The sequence below is a fragment of the Pseudoalteromonas sp. OF5H-5 genome (genome assembly GCF_021530695.1).
Classification (GTDB): Bacteria; Pseudomonadota; Gammaproteobacteria; order Enterobacterales; family Alteromonadaceae; genus Pseudoalteromonas.
Map to the genome: position 1 here is coordinate 15168 of NZ_JAKGBF010000023.1, position 14833 is coordinate 30000.

General features: G+C 43.8%; 17 protein-coding genes. 16 read left to right on the plus strand and 1 reads right to left on the minus strand.

The features are described 5' to 3' along the window. Positions 1–194: 194 nt before the first annotated feature. The 15 genes from L1271_RS22185 (at position 195) to L1271_RS22255 (ending at position 13071) form a co-directional block, all read left to right on the plus strand. Positions 195–689 carry a hypothetical protein gene (locus L1271_RS22185; protein ID WP_235368821.1) on the plus strand — a complete coding sequence of 165 codons (495 nt, stop codon included), beginning with the start codon at positions 195–197 and terminating at the stop codon, positions 687–689. A 252-nt stretch (positions 690–941) separates the two neighbouring features. Then, entirely contained in the window at positions 942–2360 is a 1419-nt protein-coding gene (locus tag L1271_RS22190; protein WP_235368822.1) for an MFS transporter, read from the plus strand. Positions 2361–2470: 110 nt separating this feature from the next. Continuing rightward, positions 2471–3109: a thermostable hemolysin gene (locus tag L1271_RS22195; protein WP_235368823.1), complete on the plus strand. Its 639-nt coding sequence runs from the start codon at positions 2471–2473 to the stop codon at positions 3107–3109. After that, complete coding sequence (locus L1271_RS22200; RefSeq protein ID WP_235368824.1) at positions 3102–4577, plus strand: AMP-binding protein; 1476 nt, start codon at positions 3102–3104, stop codon at positions 4575–4577. The genes L1271_RS22195 and L1271_RS22200 overlap by 8 nt, the downstream gene beginning before the upstream one ends. 13 nt (positions 4578–4590) lie before the next feature. Continuing rightward, on the plus strand, positions 4591–5274 hold the full coding sequence (locus L1271_RS22205) for a TenA family transcriptional regulator (protein WP_102058320.1): 684 nt from the start codon (positions 4591–4593) through the stop codon (positions 5272–5274). Beyond that, on the plus strand, positions 5274–6065 hold the full coding sequence (locus L1271_RS22210) for an SDR family oxidoreductase (protein ID WP_102058321.1): 792 nt from the start codon (positions 5274–5276) through the stop codon (positions 6063–6065). The genes L1271_RS22205 and L1271_RS22210 overlap by 1 nt, the downstream gene beginning before the upstream one ends. Beyond that, positions 6062–6718: a tetratricopeptide repeat protein gene (locus L1271_RS22215; RefSeq protein WP_010603827.1), complete on the plus strand. Its 657-nt coding sequence runs from the start codon at positions 6062–6064 to the stop codon at positions 6716–6718. Before L1271_RS22210 ends, L1271_RS22215 begins: the two co-directional genes overlap by 4 nt. Further along, positions 6715–7377 (plus strand): response regulator, encoded by a 663-nt coding sequence (locus tag L1271_RS22220; RefSeq protein WP_235368825.1) that lies wholly within the window; start codon positions 6715–6717, stop codon positions 7375–7377. The genes L1271_RS22215 and L1271_RS22220 overlap by 4 nt, the downstream gene beginning before the upstream one ends. Beyond that, positions 7377–8708, plus strand: a complete 1332-nt coding sequence (locus L1271_RS22225) for an ATP-binding protein (RefSeq protein ID WP_235368826.1) — start codon at positions 7377–7379, stop codon at positions 8706–8708. The genes L1271_RS22220 and L1271_RS22225 overlap by 1 nt, the downstream gene beginning before the upstream one ends. Then, a complete protein-coding gene (locus L1271_RS22230; RefSeq protein WP_102058324.1) occupies positions 8695–9054 on the plus strand; it encodes a cupredoxin domain-containing protein in 360 nt (119 codons plus the stop codon). The genes L1271_RS22225 and L1271_RS22230 overlap by 14 nt, the downstream gene beginning before the upstream one ends. Continuing rightward, positions 9044–9775, plus strand: coding sequence for a hypothetical protein (locus L1271_RS22235; RefSeq protein WP_102058325.1), 732 nt, complete (start codon positions 9044–9046; stop codon positions 9773–9775). The genes L1271_RS22230 and L1271_RS22235 overlap by 11 nt, the downstream gene beginning before the upstream one ends. After that, positions 9765–10472: a hypothetical protein gene (locus L1271_RS22240; RefSeq protein ID WP_235368827.1), complete on the plus strand. Its 708-nt coding sequence runs from the start codon at positions 9765–9767 to the stop codon at positions 10470–10472. The genes L1271_RS22235 and L1271_RS22240 overlap by 11 nt, the downstream gene beginning before the upstream one ends. 113 nt (positions 10473–10585) lie before the next feature. Further along, positions 10586–11416 (plus strand): alpha/beta fold hydrolase, encoded by an 831-nt coding sequence (locus tag L1271_RS22245; protein WP_102058327.1) that lies wholly within the window; start codon positions 10586–10588, stop codon positions 11414–11416. 351 nt (positions 11417–11767) lie between these two features. After that, positions 11768–11977, plus strand: coding sequence for a cold-shock protein (locus tag L1271_RS22250; protein ID WP_010603820.1), 210 nt, complete (start codon positions 11768–11770; stop codon positions 11975–11977). 752 nt (positions 11978–12729) lie between these two features. Beyond that, on the plus strand, positions 12730–13071 hold the full coding sequence (locus L1271_RS22255) for a zinc ribbon domain-containing protein YjdM (protein WP_017217750.1): 342 nt from the start codon (positions 12730–12732) through the stop codon (positions 13069–13071). 29 nt (positions 13072–13100) lie between these two features. Here the strand turns inward: L1271_RS22255 and L1271_RS22260 are convergent, their stop codons facing one another. Continuing rightward, positions 13101–14060 carry an integron integrase gene (locus tag L1271_RS22260; RefSeq protein WP_235368828.1) on the minus strand — a complete coding sequence of 320 codons (960 nt, stop codon included), beginning with the start codon at positions 14058–14060 and terminating at the stop codon, positions 13101–13103. Between the two features lie 386 nt (positions 14061–14446). On the opposite strand from L1271_RS22260, the gene L1271_RS22265 reads away from it, so the two are divergent. Beyond that, positions 14447–14827, plus strand: a complete 381-nt coding sequence (locus L1271_RS22265) for a hypothetical protein (RefSeq protein WP_208222202.1) — start codon at positions 14447–14449, stop codon at positions 14825–14827. Positions 14828–14833: the final 6 nt, after the last annotated feature.

The following is a 14833-nucleotide window of genomic DNA, read 5'->3' on the forward strand; positions in this document are numbered from 1 at the left end:
ATAGAATAACTATGCGACGCAGGCTCTGCCTTGTATAAATACCAATCAAACTGCTGCAAAAACAAACTTGAAAGATAAACAGGCCCTAGGCTATTTGCCGTTTATGCAATCAAAAGCGAGTTGCTTGCAAGGAGATCTCTGAAAGCTAAATCGCTTTGCGGCAATCACATAAAATAAATTGAAAGGAACAACGCATGATAAGGATGATATTTGCAACTTTTCTATTGCTTTGGGGCATGCAGGTTAGCGCTCAAGAGCTTACCTTATCGAAGGTCGTCAAGTTAAAGGTTGACTTACCTATCGCTATTTCGCATGTGTCTGAAACGTTAGTGTTAGCGTTTAAAGACAGTAAATTACTTCACGAAACTTTAGATCCGCAAAAGTTTGTACCTGCTGTTGATTTATCTGGGCATGAACATCAATTTATACGGAGTTTATTTGAGGTCGATTCAAGAATGAAATTGCCTGCTTGGCTCAAGATACTTTCAGAAGAGGTCGCAAGCACCTATCAAATACAGAATGTCAAACAAAAATCTATTCAAGAAATTACGATATTTAGTAGTTACAACAAAGAGGAAACACACGGGATAGCGTTTGTTCTTGAAGCGCAAGTAATTCATAAAATAGAGGTTTTTGGACAACAATTACAGTTTCAAAATGTGATAAATAACATAGCGACAAGGTTTTAGGAACTTAATAATCAAAGTGCTGTGGCGGAGGTCCAATCACTGCTGCTCAGCACATTAAGTTACTGGCTTTCGATTCGCTAAAACTATCTAAGGCTTTGCTGCTAATCCAGTTGATCCAGTTGATCCAGTTGATCCAGTTAATCCAGTTAAGCCAATCAAGCTTCAAACCCAACCACACTCTTGACCTCAAGTTCACTTGAAGTAGTACAGTCACCACTTATTAGCATGGCGCAATGGTAGGAGTGGTAACGCATGTTAGAAGATACGGTAAATACAGAGGATAAAATTGCTCTGGGGGCCGGACAAAAGCGGGTGTTGTTCAGCTTGGCTGTGGTACTCATTTTGCCTACGCTTGGCATGAGTAGTATCAATGTCTTGTTGCCAACACTTGCTGAGGAGTTTGGCGTGGGGCAGGCATTGGTGAATTGGGTCGTTGTGGCATATTTGCTTTCGCTTACCGCGTTTATTCTTGGTGCTGGCGCTGTTGGAGATAGTGTTGGCCGAAAAAGGGCACTTCGCATTGGGATCTGCGTCTTTTGTGTGGGTTCCATTGTCGCTGGACTGAGCGTAAATCTTTGGATGCTGATTGCTGCTAGGCTGTTCCAAGGCATTGGCGCTGCGCTGTTATTATCTCAAGTATTTGCACTGGCAAGCGTTGTGATGCCAAAGCGTAAAGTTGGACTTGCAATGGGGCTACTCGGTACTACCGCTGCGATTGGCACGGCACTGGGGCCATTGCTAAGTGGCGCAATGCTAGAGTGGTTATCATGGCAGTTCACTTTTTGGTTGATGATATTGCTTGGTGGTGCAGCTTACTTTTTAATAGCAAGATTTCTGCCTGATGATGTCGCAAATCCACCTGAGCTACAACGTTTTGATGTTATTGGAAGCGTGTGGCTGTCGGCGTCATGCCTATTTTATGTGTTGGCTATGCCATCGAGTAGTTCGTTTAGTCTTGTCTTGCATAGCGTATTTTTCTTATTTTCAGTGGCTTTTATCTACTGTTTTGTACAAAGCCAAAAGCATGCTCAATTTCCACTTGTGAGTTTGGCTTTTCTGAAACACAAGCTACGCAACACCTCGTTAATCGTGAGCTTTATAGTTGACGCCATCGCGATGTCGACATTAGTTGTCGGGCCTTTTTATCTCACTTATGCGTTAGGGCTGAGCCCGGTCACGGTTGGTCTTATTGTGTCTATTGGACCTTGTATTGCTGCTGTCGCTGGTTATCCGTCAGGCGAGGTGGTTGATCATTTTGGCATCGCGTTTGCCATGTTTTTGGGCTTGCTGATGATCCTCATTGGGACAATTAGCTTTGCAATCCTACCTTCATTATTTGGACTTTATGGCTATGTTGTCGCGTTATTTGTGTTAACTCCCGGAAGGCAGTTGTTTCTAGCGGCTCACCATACCTTTGTGATGACGACAGTAGCCGAAAAAGAAAAGGGCATGGGATCAGGGCTCATTAATTTATGTAAAAACTTAGGGCTAATGACTGGAGCCTCATTACTTGGTGGTGTATTTAGCCTGTTGTTGCAGGTAAAGAGTGCGGCCTTGGCAAGCTCTGCACAGCTGAATATGGCATTTTCAATGACCTTTTTACTCGCCGCACTGTTTATTTTGGTCTCGCTCGTTGCCGTATTTGTGATTAGCCGAAAGCAAGCGTTTTAAAACTGGAATGCGTATTTCGAAAAATTTTTTCCGCCTTTTTTCAAACTTAAGGTTTTCTTAATTTTCGCTTTTTAAAGTTTTTACATCAGAACAGGAAAGGTGTGAAAACGATGGGTGAAGCACTACAAGCAACAAACTCACAAAGTCGTCTTAGATGGGCAAACAAGACTTGCGGTGCGCGCGCTGAATTGGAGCACGCTATCCACAGTGGTTTTGCCCATGCTTTTGGCGCTGACATTCATGAGTATTATCCCCTTTTAAGCCATTTAAACTACCGCCAAAGCGATTGCTTTTTAGGTCTTAGATTTGCAGCCAAAGACGCATTATTTGTGGAGCAGTATCTTAATCGTGCGGTAGAGCAGTGCCTCTCAACGGTTTCAGATCGTCATCATATCGCAGAACTTGGCAATTTGTTCTCAACAGGCCGAATGGCAACGTTAAGCCACTTTATTGTACTGACTCAAGCACTGCTTGAGAGTGATATCCGCTACTTGGTGTTTACGGCAACCAAACAAGTGCGTGCATTGATGAAGTTATGCCAAGTCGAGGTTAACAAGATTTCTTTGGCACACGGCACTATCGCCTCAGCCAAAGATTATGGCAGCTATTACCAATGTGCTCCCATGGTTTGTTCGGTCGATTTATATCAAGCCCTGCAGGTGATCACAAACACTGAAATGTATCAACACTTACTACAAGGACTCGAGGTCGAAATCGCGAGCTTAAAAGAGGCATTTTTATATGTGTGATTTCTTAAAAAAACTGCCACATCAAGACAGTGATGTGCTTTTACAACAAGGGCAAACTCGTCTCACTTTTGCTGAGGTAAAGTCTTACACGCAAGCATTGGCTGAGCGCTTTATTGTGATGAGTGGCGAGAGTGTTGCGGTCTCTCTAGACAACTCTATCGCTTGGTTATTGGTAGATTTTGCACTATTACAAGCGAATAAAGTGTCTATTCCAGTACCTCATTTCTTTACCACAGCGCAAGTTGAACACACCCTTGAGCAGTCAAAAGCAAACTGGTTGATCAGCGATACCAAGCTTGAAAATAGCGCTGAATATTCGGTGTTAGATGTCTATGGTCAAGCAATCTATGTATATAAAACTAGGTGTGAAAGTACGGGAGCCTATTTTCCTAAAACGCAAAAGATCACTTATACCTCAGGTTCAACAGGCGCACCAAAAGGCGTATGTCTGTCGGTTGAAAACCAGCTTGTCGTGGCGAGTAGTTTATGCGAAACCATCGCACTTAATCGGCCTAAGCACTTATGTTTATTGCCGCTACCGGTGTTGCTAGAAAACATCGCGGGTGTGTATGCGCCGCTACTCAGTGGTGGCATGGTTGAGGTAACCGAACTTGCGTCGCTAGGCTTTTCGGGCAGCCAGTTGCTATATCCACAAAAGTTGCTGCAAAAGATAAGTGAAGTACAACCAAATAGCTTAATTTTAGTGCCTGAGCTGCTGCGTTGCCTGCTAAGTGCCGCACAGCAAGGGTGGCAACCCCCCGCAAGTTTACGCTTTATTGCGGTCGGTGGCGCTAAAGTTGACACTGAACTGCTACAGCAAGCTAAACGGCTGGGCTTACCTGTGTTTCAAGGGTATGGGCTTTCCGAGTCGGGGTCTGTTGTTGCACTGAATACTGGTGAGCAAGATGGCAGCGTTGGTAAGTTACTGCCTCATATTCAGGCACGTATTGTGGCAGATGAGTTAGAGATCAAAGGTAATAACTTTTTAGGTTACTTAGGCGGCGAAGCGATAGCCCAAGATGCGTGGTTAAAAACCGGCGATAGAGTGTCCAAGCGTGAGCAGCATTTTGTCATCGAAGGTCGGCTAAAAAATCTTCTGATCAATAGCTTTGGACGCAATATTTCTCCCGAGTGGCCGGAGTCCGTTTTGCTTGCTTATGTACCTTTACTGCAATGCGTGGTGGTGGGTGATGGCAAGCCATTTTTAACGGCGCTTATTTACACCCCGACACAACTAACAGCTGCTGTGATTGATAACGCCATTGAGCTTGCCAACCAGCAACTCCCTGATTACGCCCAAATAAAATGTTATGTGCGCGTAGAGGAAGCCTTTTCGGTAGGTAACGGCATGCTTACCGCGAACGGGAGACCTAAACGCGACGTGATTTTAGCTAATTTCGCGCAGCAAATTTCAGCGCTTTACTCCCAGAATCAATACGAAGCGGCAGAGCCCGTAGCTTCGGTTTAAAAGGAAAACGACAATGAGTAACTTTTACCAAACCCTACAATCCGAAACGGAACAAGCGCGCCAATATCTTCTAAGCGCACCCATTATTCATGATGTTTTTCATGGTCAGATCACCAAAGGTCAATACGTTTCATTTTTACAGCAGGCGTTTCATCACGTAAAGCACACAGTACCACTCCTTATGGCGTGTGGCGCAAGACTAGATGACAGTAAAGAATGGTTGCGAGAAGCGATAGGGCATTACATCGAAGAAGAAATGGGACACCAAGAGTGGATCCTTAATGATATTGCCGCCTGTGGTGTGGATAAAGAAGTAATACGTCATAGCATGCCAAGCTTCGCAACTGAAATGATGGTGTCTTATGCGTACGACAGTATCGCTCGTAAACATCCATTGAGCTTTTTTGGCATGGTTAATGTGCTTGAGGGCACTTCCATCGCACTTGCCGATGATGCAGCTCGTCAAATTGCGAAGAAACTTGGTCTGCCTCGTAGCGCATTTTCCTATTTAACATCTCATGGCGCGTTAGATGTTGAGCATATTGACTTTTTTGCAGGGCTGATGAACAAGATCAGCTGTGAAAAAGAGCAAGCGATCATTATTCACAGCGCTAAACAGTTTTATCGCTTGTACGGCGACATATTCCGCAATATTGAAGCGGTGCCTGCAGGTGTTGAATTTGCGGAGGTAGGTTGATGAAAGCAACAAAACTTGCCGTTATCACCGGGGGATCTCGGGGGATCGGTCGGGCCATTAGTAAACAGTTGGCCATGCATAATTGGCGTTGTTTGCTGATTGGTCGAGACAGCGAAAAATTAAAGCAGGTGATAGCGGGGTTATCCGGAGAACACGATTATCTTGCTTTGGATATCACCGCTGAGGACGCTGCGACACAAATCGCGAGAAAAGCGGCGACTATGGGTGGGGTTGACTTACTCGTCAACAACGCGGGCATTAACACCATGGCTGGGTTTGCTGAAATTTTACCAACTGACTTAAAAAAGCAGATGGAGACGAATTTATTGGCGCCCATGCTAGTTAGTCAAGCCTGTTTACCACAACTGATCTCAAGTCATGGCACCATAGTTAACCTAGGTTCAGCGTTTGGCTCTATCGGCTTTCCATATCAAAGCAGTTATTGCGCAAGCAAGTTCGGTTTGCGTGGTTTTACAGAGGCACTGACGCGGGAGCTCGATAACCAAGTAGCGGTTAAATATCTCGCGCCACGCGCAACCACAACTGAAATGAATGACGACCGCGCGACAGCTGTAAACCATGCACTCGGCAATCAGATGGACTCGCCAGAGGTCGTCGCACAAGCCTTTATGAAATTGCTCCATAGCAACACCAAACGTGCTGCCATTGGTTTTCCTGAACGATTTTTTGCGAGACTCAATGGCTTGCTACCAGAGCTTGTTGATAACGCATTAATCAAAAAAGTGAAAACCATCCAAACCATTTTTTCCACTAAGGAGTCATTACGATGAACGCACTAAAAACCTTGTTAGCTTCAGCAACATTACTGGTATTCAGTCAAGGTGCTTGGGCAGCATTTGACGATGATCTTAGCCAAGTCCAAACTAAATGGGCAACGGTAAATTATGAAACCGAAGGCGATGCCCAAGAAAAAGCATTTGAAGAGCTGGTTAAGCAGTGCGTGGCATTTGTTGAACAATATCCAGATCGCGCTGAAGCTTACATCTGGCGTGGTATTGTGCAGTCGAGCTTTGCAGGAGCGAAAGGTGGCTTGGGGGCGCTTGGTCTTGCCAAAGATGCAAAAGCCTCATTCGAAAAAGCCATTGAACTTGATAAAAACGCACTGTCTGGTTCTGCATTAACGAGTTTAGGCACGCTCTATGCTCAGGTCCCAGGCTGGCCAATTGGGTTTGGCAGCGATAAAAAGGCGAAAAAGCTGTTCCAAGAATCATTAGCGATCAATCCGGCAGGAATTGATGTAAACTATTTCTATGCACAGTTTTTATATGACGAACGTGATTATAGTGCCGCACTTGCGCACTTAAAAAAAGCGCAGAATGCGCCAAGCCGTCCGGGTAGAGAAAAAGCCGATGAATACCGTCAAGAAGAAGTGGCACAGCTACTGGCTAAAGTCGAAAAAAAGCTAAAAAGAAGGAATAAATGAGGCTATTACTTGTAGAGGACGATGAGCTACTGGCACAGGGGCTCATCGCATCACTCAAAAAAGAAGGGTATGCCATTGAGCATGCGTCGACGCAAAGACAAGCAATCAGTTTTGTTGAATCTGGTGAATTTGAGCTGGTGGTGCTTGACCTAGGTCTACCCGACGGAGATGGTTTAGCGGTACTCAGGGCGCTAAAAAAAACCAAATCGCAAACCGCTGTGCTCATTCTAACGGCGAGAAATAGTCTTGATGATAAAATTGCAGGGCTGGATTTAGGGGCTGATGACTATTTGGCTAAGCCGTTTGAGCCAAAAGAACTGTTTGCGCGTTTACGGGTGATTGGTCGACGCTTCACCAAACAAGTGAGCAGCACCTTGAGCTGCAACGATGTCGTGTTAGATCTTGCCAGTCACGAGGTGCTTGTAAGTGGTAGCGCTCAAGAATTACCTCGTAAAGAATATATGCTACTCAAGGCGCTGATGGAAAACAGCGGCCGTGTGCTGTCTAAAACTCAGTTAGAATCTAAGCTCTATGATTGGGGAGAAGCTTTGGGCTCTAATGCTATTGAGGTGCATATTCACCACCTCCGCAAGAAAATGCCCGACGGATTTATCAAAACGCTGCGTGGCATTGGCTACGTGGTTGGCAAGGGGGCTTAGTGGGCACGAGAAGCTCGCTTGGAGGTGCTTCAATAACGAGAAAGTTGACCCTAATTTTAGTGTCAGCTTTGGTGCTGACTGCATCCATGGCCCTGCTACGGGGTTATCATTCCAGCATGGCGATGGCACAAGCACAATTAGACAGCCATTTAGAGTCCATCGCAACACTCGTTAATACTCAAGTTACTGCGACTACCTTGCCCAGTAGTGCGGGTAACAACGCATTTTACTTTTTAGTCCTTGAGCACAATCAAGTTGTTGCGGGCAGTGAGCTACTTGCTAAGTACAAAAATAAGCTTAAATATCATGCTGGGTTTAGCACCCAAAATGTGGGCGCAACTAGACTCAGAACTTTCAGTGAAGCGTTTGGCGAAAGGCAAATACTGGTGGCTGAGCCGGTACAAAAGCGCTTTGCCCTTGCTGAAGGCATGATTGTCTCCGCAATGACGCCATTGGTGGTGATCATGCCGTTTCTTGCGGTGTTTATCGCATGGATTATTTATACGGCGTTAAAGCCTTTACGAGATCTTTCTAGAGAGCTTAGACGACGTAACCCCAAAGACTTTACGCAGCTGGCAGTGCAAAGCGACAAAGCGGAAGTGGCAATCGTTATCGCGACGCTAAATGACCTCTTTCAAAAAGTTGAAGTCGCGTATCTTAAAGAGCGTTATTTTGCTTCCGATGCCGCTCATGAGTTAAAAACGCCGATCGCAAGCTTAAAAATCCACCTGCATAATTTAACGCACGATACTAAGCATCCCAGTGCCATTGCTATGTCAAAAGGGCTTGAGCAGCTAAACCATGTGGTTGAGCAAATGCTGACGTTAGCGCGTACAGAGCCAGAACTGTGGCATAAGCAATTTGCGCAGCAAGACTTAGTGGTATTAACTCAAGACTTGATTGCTAACTGTTACCCGAGAATTGAACAAAAATCACAAAATATCAGCTTAGAAGCGTCAGAAGCGACCATAGAGGGCTGTGAGTTCACATTAACCACATTATTTTCTAATCTAATTGGTAATGCTATTAAATACACGCCAATTGAAGGTGACATAGAAGTAAAAATTCAGCAGCATGCGCAGCGGGTTGTATGGCAAATCGATGATTCGGGTTGTGGTATGTCGGATGCGGAAATAGAACGAATTTTTGACAGATTTTATCGCGTTGGTGGAGATAAACACCCTTCAGGGGAAAAAGGGGCAGGTTTAGGAATGGCGATAGTCAATCATATAATTGCAATTTATCATGCAGATATCTCTTTTGCTCGCAGTCATTTAGGTGGGCTTAGAGTTTGTGTAAATTTACCGAGGGGGCTGGATGCTAAGGACTAAGGTCTCTTCGCTGTCTTTCGCGCTTGGTTTACCTTTGGCGACCTGTAGTTTCGCCTTGTGGGCGGAAGAAAGTTATACCATTATTCTTAAAAATCATTTGTTTACACCTGCACAAGTTGAGGTTCCGGCAAATCGTAAAGTAAAGCTCATCATCGAAAATCAAGACCCTCAGGTTGAAGAGTTTGACAGTTTTGATCTTAATCGTGAAAAAGTGCTCTTTCCAAACCGTAAAAGTGTGATTTATATCGGCCCGCTAGCACCCGGTGAATATAGTTTTTTTGGTGAATTTTCACCAAATACAGCACAAGGTATCGTTATCGTGAAGGATCCAAACAATGCTTCTTAATGCGGTGGTAGTGAGCGTGAACCAATTATTACCAGTAACTGTACTTTGGGTACTATTAGCACAATGTACCAATGCTGCTCTACCACTTAAAACGACACTCATCGCGTTGAGTGCGGGGCTAGTCGGCTGTTTTGGCATATGGTTTTTGGGTGGAGAAATAGCCTCGAGTTTTGATTATCGCGGGTTCGAGTTATTGCAAATAGGACTGCTACTCAGTTTATTTTGCTTAATGATTGCAACAAAACGCACCGGACGTACGGCACTTGCTGCCTTGGCCTTTGGATTAGCCGTGGTACTGTATTTGCACCATTTGGCAAGCTTTGCGTTCTCTTACTCAAAGCCAGCGGATGGTCAAACCCTCGCTATTGGCACCTCGCTCGGTGTGGGGATCTGTTTGAGCTTTTCTATTCTACTCTTCTTTTTCCTTGATTGGTTGAAGAGTAAGCACTTACCTTGGTTGTTGCTATTGTTATTGGCTTTACACGGTGCGAGTAAGGTGTCGATTGCATTGGACTTGGCGCTTCAAGTGGACTTAATTAGTGCCGCCAGACTTGAAATTGACTTGCGACAAATTGTGGACGAACACAGTGTTGTTGGTCGAGTGCTAAGAGTATTAGTGGGGTATGAAGCAACACCAAATGCTGCGACGCTTGCAGGGTTTGGAGGCGCGTTGATTACGTTCTTGGGATGTACATATTGGAGAACAGCGCATGCGAAATAATGTTTTACTCGCGCTGCTGGTGAGTTTCTTTGGGATTGTAGCGTTTAGTGCAAAAGCGGATGGTATGGTGGTGGACAAAGTTTATCATCCATACGTTTTACCGCTTGAACGTGAGTTGGAGTGGCGACTACTATCTCGCCAAACCGAGCAAGGGAATGTGTTGGCACAGCGTTTAGGACTTGGTTGGAGCCTCACCGAGACAATGACCATCGAAGGTTACGCAATAGGTGAGCGTGACGATGAGGGCAATTTTGACTTGGCAGCTTACGAGCTAGAGTCGCGGTGGCAATTTGTAGAGCAAGGGCGCTACTGGGCGGATATAGGCATGTTGTTCGAGCTTGAAAAACGCCATAAACTCGATGCCTATGAAGCAACCGCAGGGTTTTTATTTGAGAAGGAATTTGGCCGCACGAGCCTTACCATGAATGCATTTTTGGTGAGGGAGTGGGGTAAGGACATTGAGGATGAGTGGGAATCTGAGTTTAGAGCGCAACTGCGCTACCGCTTGTATAGTGCTTTTCAGCCTGCAATTGAAGTCTATGTCGGAGAAGACTTTTTTGGTGTTGGTCCGGGGTTTATCGGATTGCATCGATTCGAAGGTCAAAAACAGCTGAAATGGGAAGCGGGTTTTATTTCGGAGATCAGCCAATCCGGCAAAGATCATAGCTTTAGACTCGCATTGGAATTTGAGTTTTAAGCGCCGCTTTTACTTTGTTTAAATAAAGGGGGAGATGCAGCAAAAATGTCATTAGCTTATGGTGCATCTAGCTGCTAACTTTAGAGTCGAACTATAGATATCAAGGAAACGATATGTATCGCACGCTAACTTTATTGGGGTTGTTGTTCGTTAATAGTGCTTATGCACAGATTGCACTTGAACGCGATATTCAAGAGCACATCGTGGTTGCGAACAAAGTATCTTTGCAGGTTTATCATGTTGCGGGCAATGAACCTGCCGTTGTTTTTGAAAGTGGCTCTGCAGCGCCTGCCATTTATTGGACACCAGTAATGATGGGTCTCGCGCAGCAAGTACCCAATGCATTGGTGGCCTATAACCGTGAAGGTTATGGCAAAAGCGAGCTTAGCCGCAGAGCTTATAGTATTGATACGGATAATCGTAATCTTCGTGAAGTGTTGAGAACACTTGATATTCGGCCGCCATTTATTTATGTCGGTCATTCATACGCATACTATGTAATGCAAAACTACATCACCTATTATCCAGATCAAGTTGCAGGCTTGTTATATGTTGACCCTGTGACCGTTTACTTCATCGATAAAACCCATGCCTTAGCGCAGGATAAGCTACTAAAACCCTTGAGTACTCTGCCAGAAAATACCTTCGGTGAAGCTCTGCGCCGGGAAACTCAAGCGCTAAGTGAAACCGTTGCGAGTGTTCGGGCGCATCAAGCACCTGATCATATACCGTGTCGTGTTATCGTTGCCCAAAGACCATTTGATCCAACTCAGCGCGATGTTAAAGCATGGCGAGAAGGACAAGAAGCGTTGGCATCACATTGTGATTCTGAGCTAATTATAGCCAAGGGGAGTGACCACACGGTACCTATGAATGCCCCGCAAGTGGTTGTCGAGCAAGTGGTGCAATTAATTCGGGAATTAGAGTCAAAAAAGCCTCTCTAGCTTTATGAATATTTTATTGCAATCTCTATTATTTACACAGGGTTAGGGGAATAATGTGTTTAAAAAATAGGGTGTTGAAAAAGCCGTGAAAAAAATATTGATATTTGTCATTAGCAAGTCATATTGATGATTAAAAATACATTGACTTAGGGCGGAATCCCTATATGATGTTCATAGACAGAATTTGAGTCAGTGTTTTAAAATCTCCATTACGTTGTTGTATAAGTGTTTGCTTGTAGTAGTACCGTCCTGAAGTTTTATCCACTCTACAAATTTAGGTCTATGCGCCCACATGGGCATAGCTCATCAATGCGCAGCATTGGTTTTTGTTTTTATATCAGGATTAGTATTATGTCTAACACTCTTACAGGTACCGTTAAGTGGTTTAACGAGTCTAAAGGTTTTGGTTTCATCGCTCAAGAAAATGGCCCTGACGTGTTCGCACACTTCAGCGCAATCAAAGGTGACGGTTTCCGTACACTTGCTGAAGGCGAGAGAGTAGAATTCACAGTTACTGACGGCCAGAAAGGTCCTCAAGCTGAGAACATCGTTAAGCTTTAATCGCTTAATTGATGAAGAAAAAGCAAGCTAAGGCTTGCTTTTTTTGTGCCTAAAATTTTGCTATTTGCTCCCTCGGGTTGAGTGAATAATGAACAAGCTTGTATAGCGCGGCTAGACAGATTAACCCCTCAAATTAGCATTGTATTTCTGTGTGTCTTGGCGAGATGTTCAAGCGTATTGATCGCCGAAGCATAAATCTCTCGCGATGTTTTATTGAGCCCGCCGCTAGCTGCTGAGATTTCAAATGTACGCTTCATATCACCAAGTAAATTGATTTTTTCGTGAGGATTTTCAGTTATTGATATTGGCGCGCCGATAGCCATCATTTGGCCTGAATCAATAAATCCTCCTTCGAATAGTTCTCGGGATATAGCCCGTACTTCCGCAGCTGAAATGTTGTGAACGTTGTAGTTAGAGGCAATAGTTTGCCAATTATGTTCGGCACAGTTTGCGGTTTGGCTAATGGAGACTCGGGTGTCTTTCTGTACTGCTTCAGCCTCTTTTGGTTGATGCGGGCTATGGCTGTGCTATAAGTTTCTGGTGATCCAACCTCCTGGGTTTGGCTAACAAGCATAGGTAATCCTTTATATGATGAAATATAGATCAATAATTGAGCAATTATCGTGCCGCAACATTTTGGGTAGCTGTTCTGAATTCAATAGCGAGTTAAAGAAGAATATAGAGGACGCTCCACTCACTTTTACAGTATCATATGTCCATGATACACAGCCTAAAAAGTGATACAGTTAATTATGTCTTTACCTGCTTGCCCCAAGTGCAATTCTGAATATGTTTATCAAGATCAAAGTCAGCTAATATGCCCTGAATGTGCTTACGAATGGGATCCTAACGCGACTGCTACCGAGGACGACATTCAAGTAAAAGATGCCAACGGCACACTATTAGCTGATGGCGATAAAGTCACTGTGATTAAAGATCTTAAGATTAAAGGCAGCTCACAAGTCATTAAGATTGGCACCAAGGCTTTGGTAAGGCGTGTGCTGGATAAAAAAGACCACGAACTTGACTGCAAGGTTGATGGCGTAGGTGAAATGATGGTTACGGCGAAATTTGTGAAAAAAGCAAATACTTAAGTGGATAAGTGATTGAAGGTTATGAAGTTTTAAAGTTGCTCCAGTGGGCTGAGGGTGGTGCCAAATCTTGTGCCAATAACATGAGTATATCTTTCAGTTGTACGAATATCAGTGTGGCCCAAAAGCTCCTTAACAGTTCTGATATCGGTTCCGTTGATTAATAGTTGTGTTGCAAACGTGTGTCGGAAAGTATGAGCTTTAACTTGTTTTGGGATATTGCATTGCTTAACGACGCTCCTTAGCTGTTTTCTAAAAGCGGTTTCGTGTATGTGATGCCGGCAAATATAGCCATCATGGGGGTGCTGACAGCGAGTAGTGGAAGGAAAAAGGTACTGCCATGAAAGATCTTTAGCTGCATTTTTATATTTTTTGATAAGAGATACAGGCAAAGATGTAAAACCAAAGCCCGCTTTTATATCTTGCTGATGTACCATGGTTGCATATTCGATTTGCGCCGTTAATTGCGAATGCAATGACTTGGGCAGCAGCGTATATCGGTCTTTTTTGCCCTTTCCTCTAAATACAAATAGAGTGCTATTAGTAAAGTTGATATCTTTTATTCTCAGGTGTAAGGCTTCGTTTATTCTGAGCCCACAACCATAAAGAAGAGATGCGACTAATTGATACTTGCCATGTAGCTTAGAGATAATCATCATTGCCTCTTCATGAGTTAGTACACATGGGATTGCTTGCTCTTTTTTAGTTAGCGTGTATTTTAACCCTTGAATTTCCCGCTGTATCACATAGCGATATAAAAAAATAAGGGCACACAACGCTTGGTTTTGCGTTGCGCTACTAACTTGCTTGTTGACCGCAAGGTGGTTTAAAAAACGCTCAACTTCTTGATTGCCCATTTGCTCAGGGTGCTTTTTATCATTAAACAAAATGTAGGACTTAATCCAAAATAGGTAGGACTTCTCTGTTCTGATGCTATAGCGTTTTGTTCTAAGCTCTAGCCTAACAGACTCTAAAAATGGTGATCTAGGCATTTTGAATCCTTTGTTCACTGTTTATTTATACAGTTATAAGTGACAGGTAACAAAATTGCAAGGTAAGCTGCCTAATGTTTTAAGAAAAGATCAATAACGAGAAATTAAAAGGCTCGGATATCTCGTAAGTGCCATTTAAAACTGAGTATTTTTAATATGTTAGCTATTTGCAACTTGTTCTTAGCGAGCCAATTTGTGGCTCGGATAAGTCCCAACTCGTTTTTTCAGGTAATTTGCATGTTGAAATGACAAAGTTTGGCTGGTAACTTACTAAAAATATTAAATAAAGTTAGCTTGAATGTTGTATTCATTTCTCTTGTGGATAAGTGAGATATTCAGGAATTCATGCTAATAAGCTGTTAAGTTTTCTTAGAGATTGGAGTTCTATGTTAAACGATCATGGTTACGAAGGAGCCGATTGGGATAAGGCTAAGGAGCAGGCAAAGGATGTTTTAGTGGGTGTCGCTCGTAGAAAGGGGCGTATTGCTTACTCCGAATTGGCGGCTCAAATTAGTGCAATTGCCATTGAGGCGCACGATCCAAGAATGTTCCATATGCTAGGTGAGATTAGCTCTGAGGAAGATGCAGAAGGTCGAGGGATGTTGACTGCAATTGTAGTTCATAAATCCGGGGATATGCAGCCTGGGCCAGGCTTCTTTGAATTGGCCCAGTCGTTAGGTAGAGATACGTCTGACACATTATCTTGCTGGGTTAATGAATTTAACTTTGTTCACGATTATTGGGCTAATCGCGCAAGCAAAACTTAACAAGCC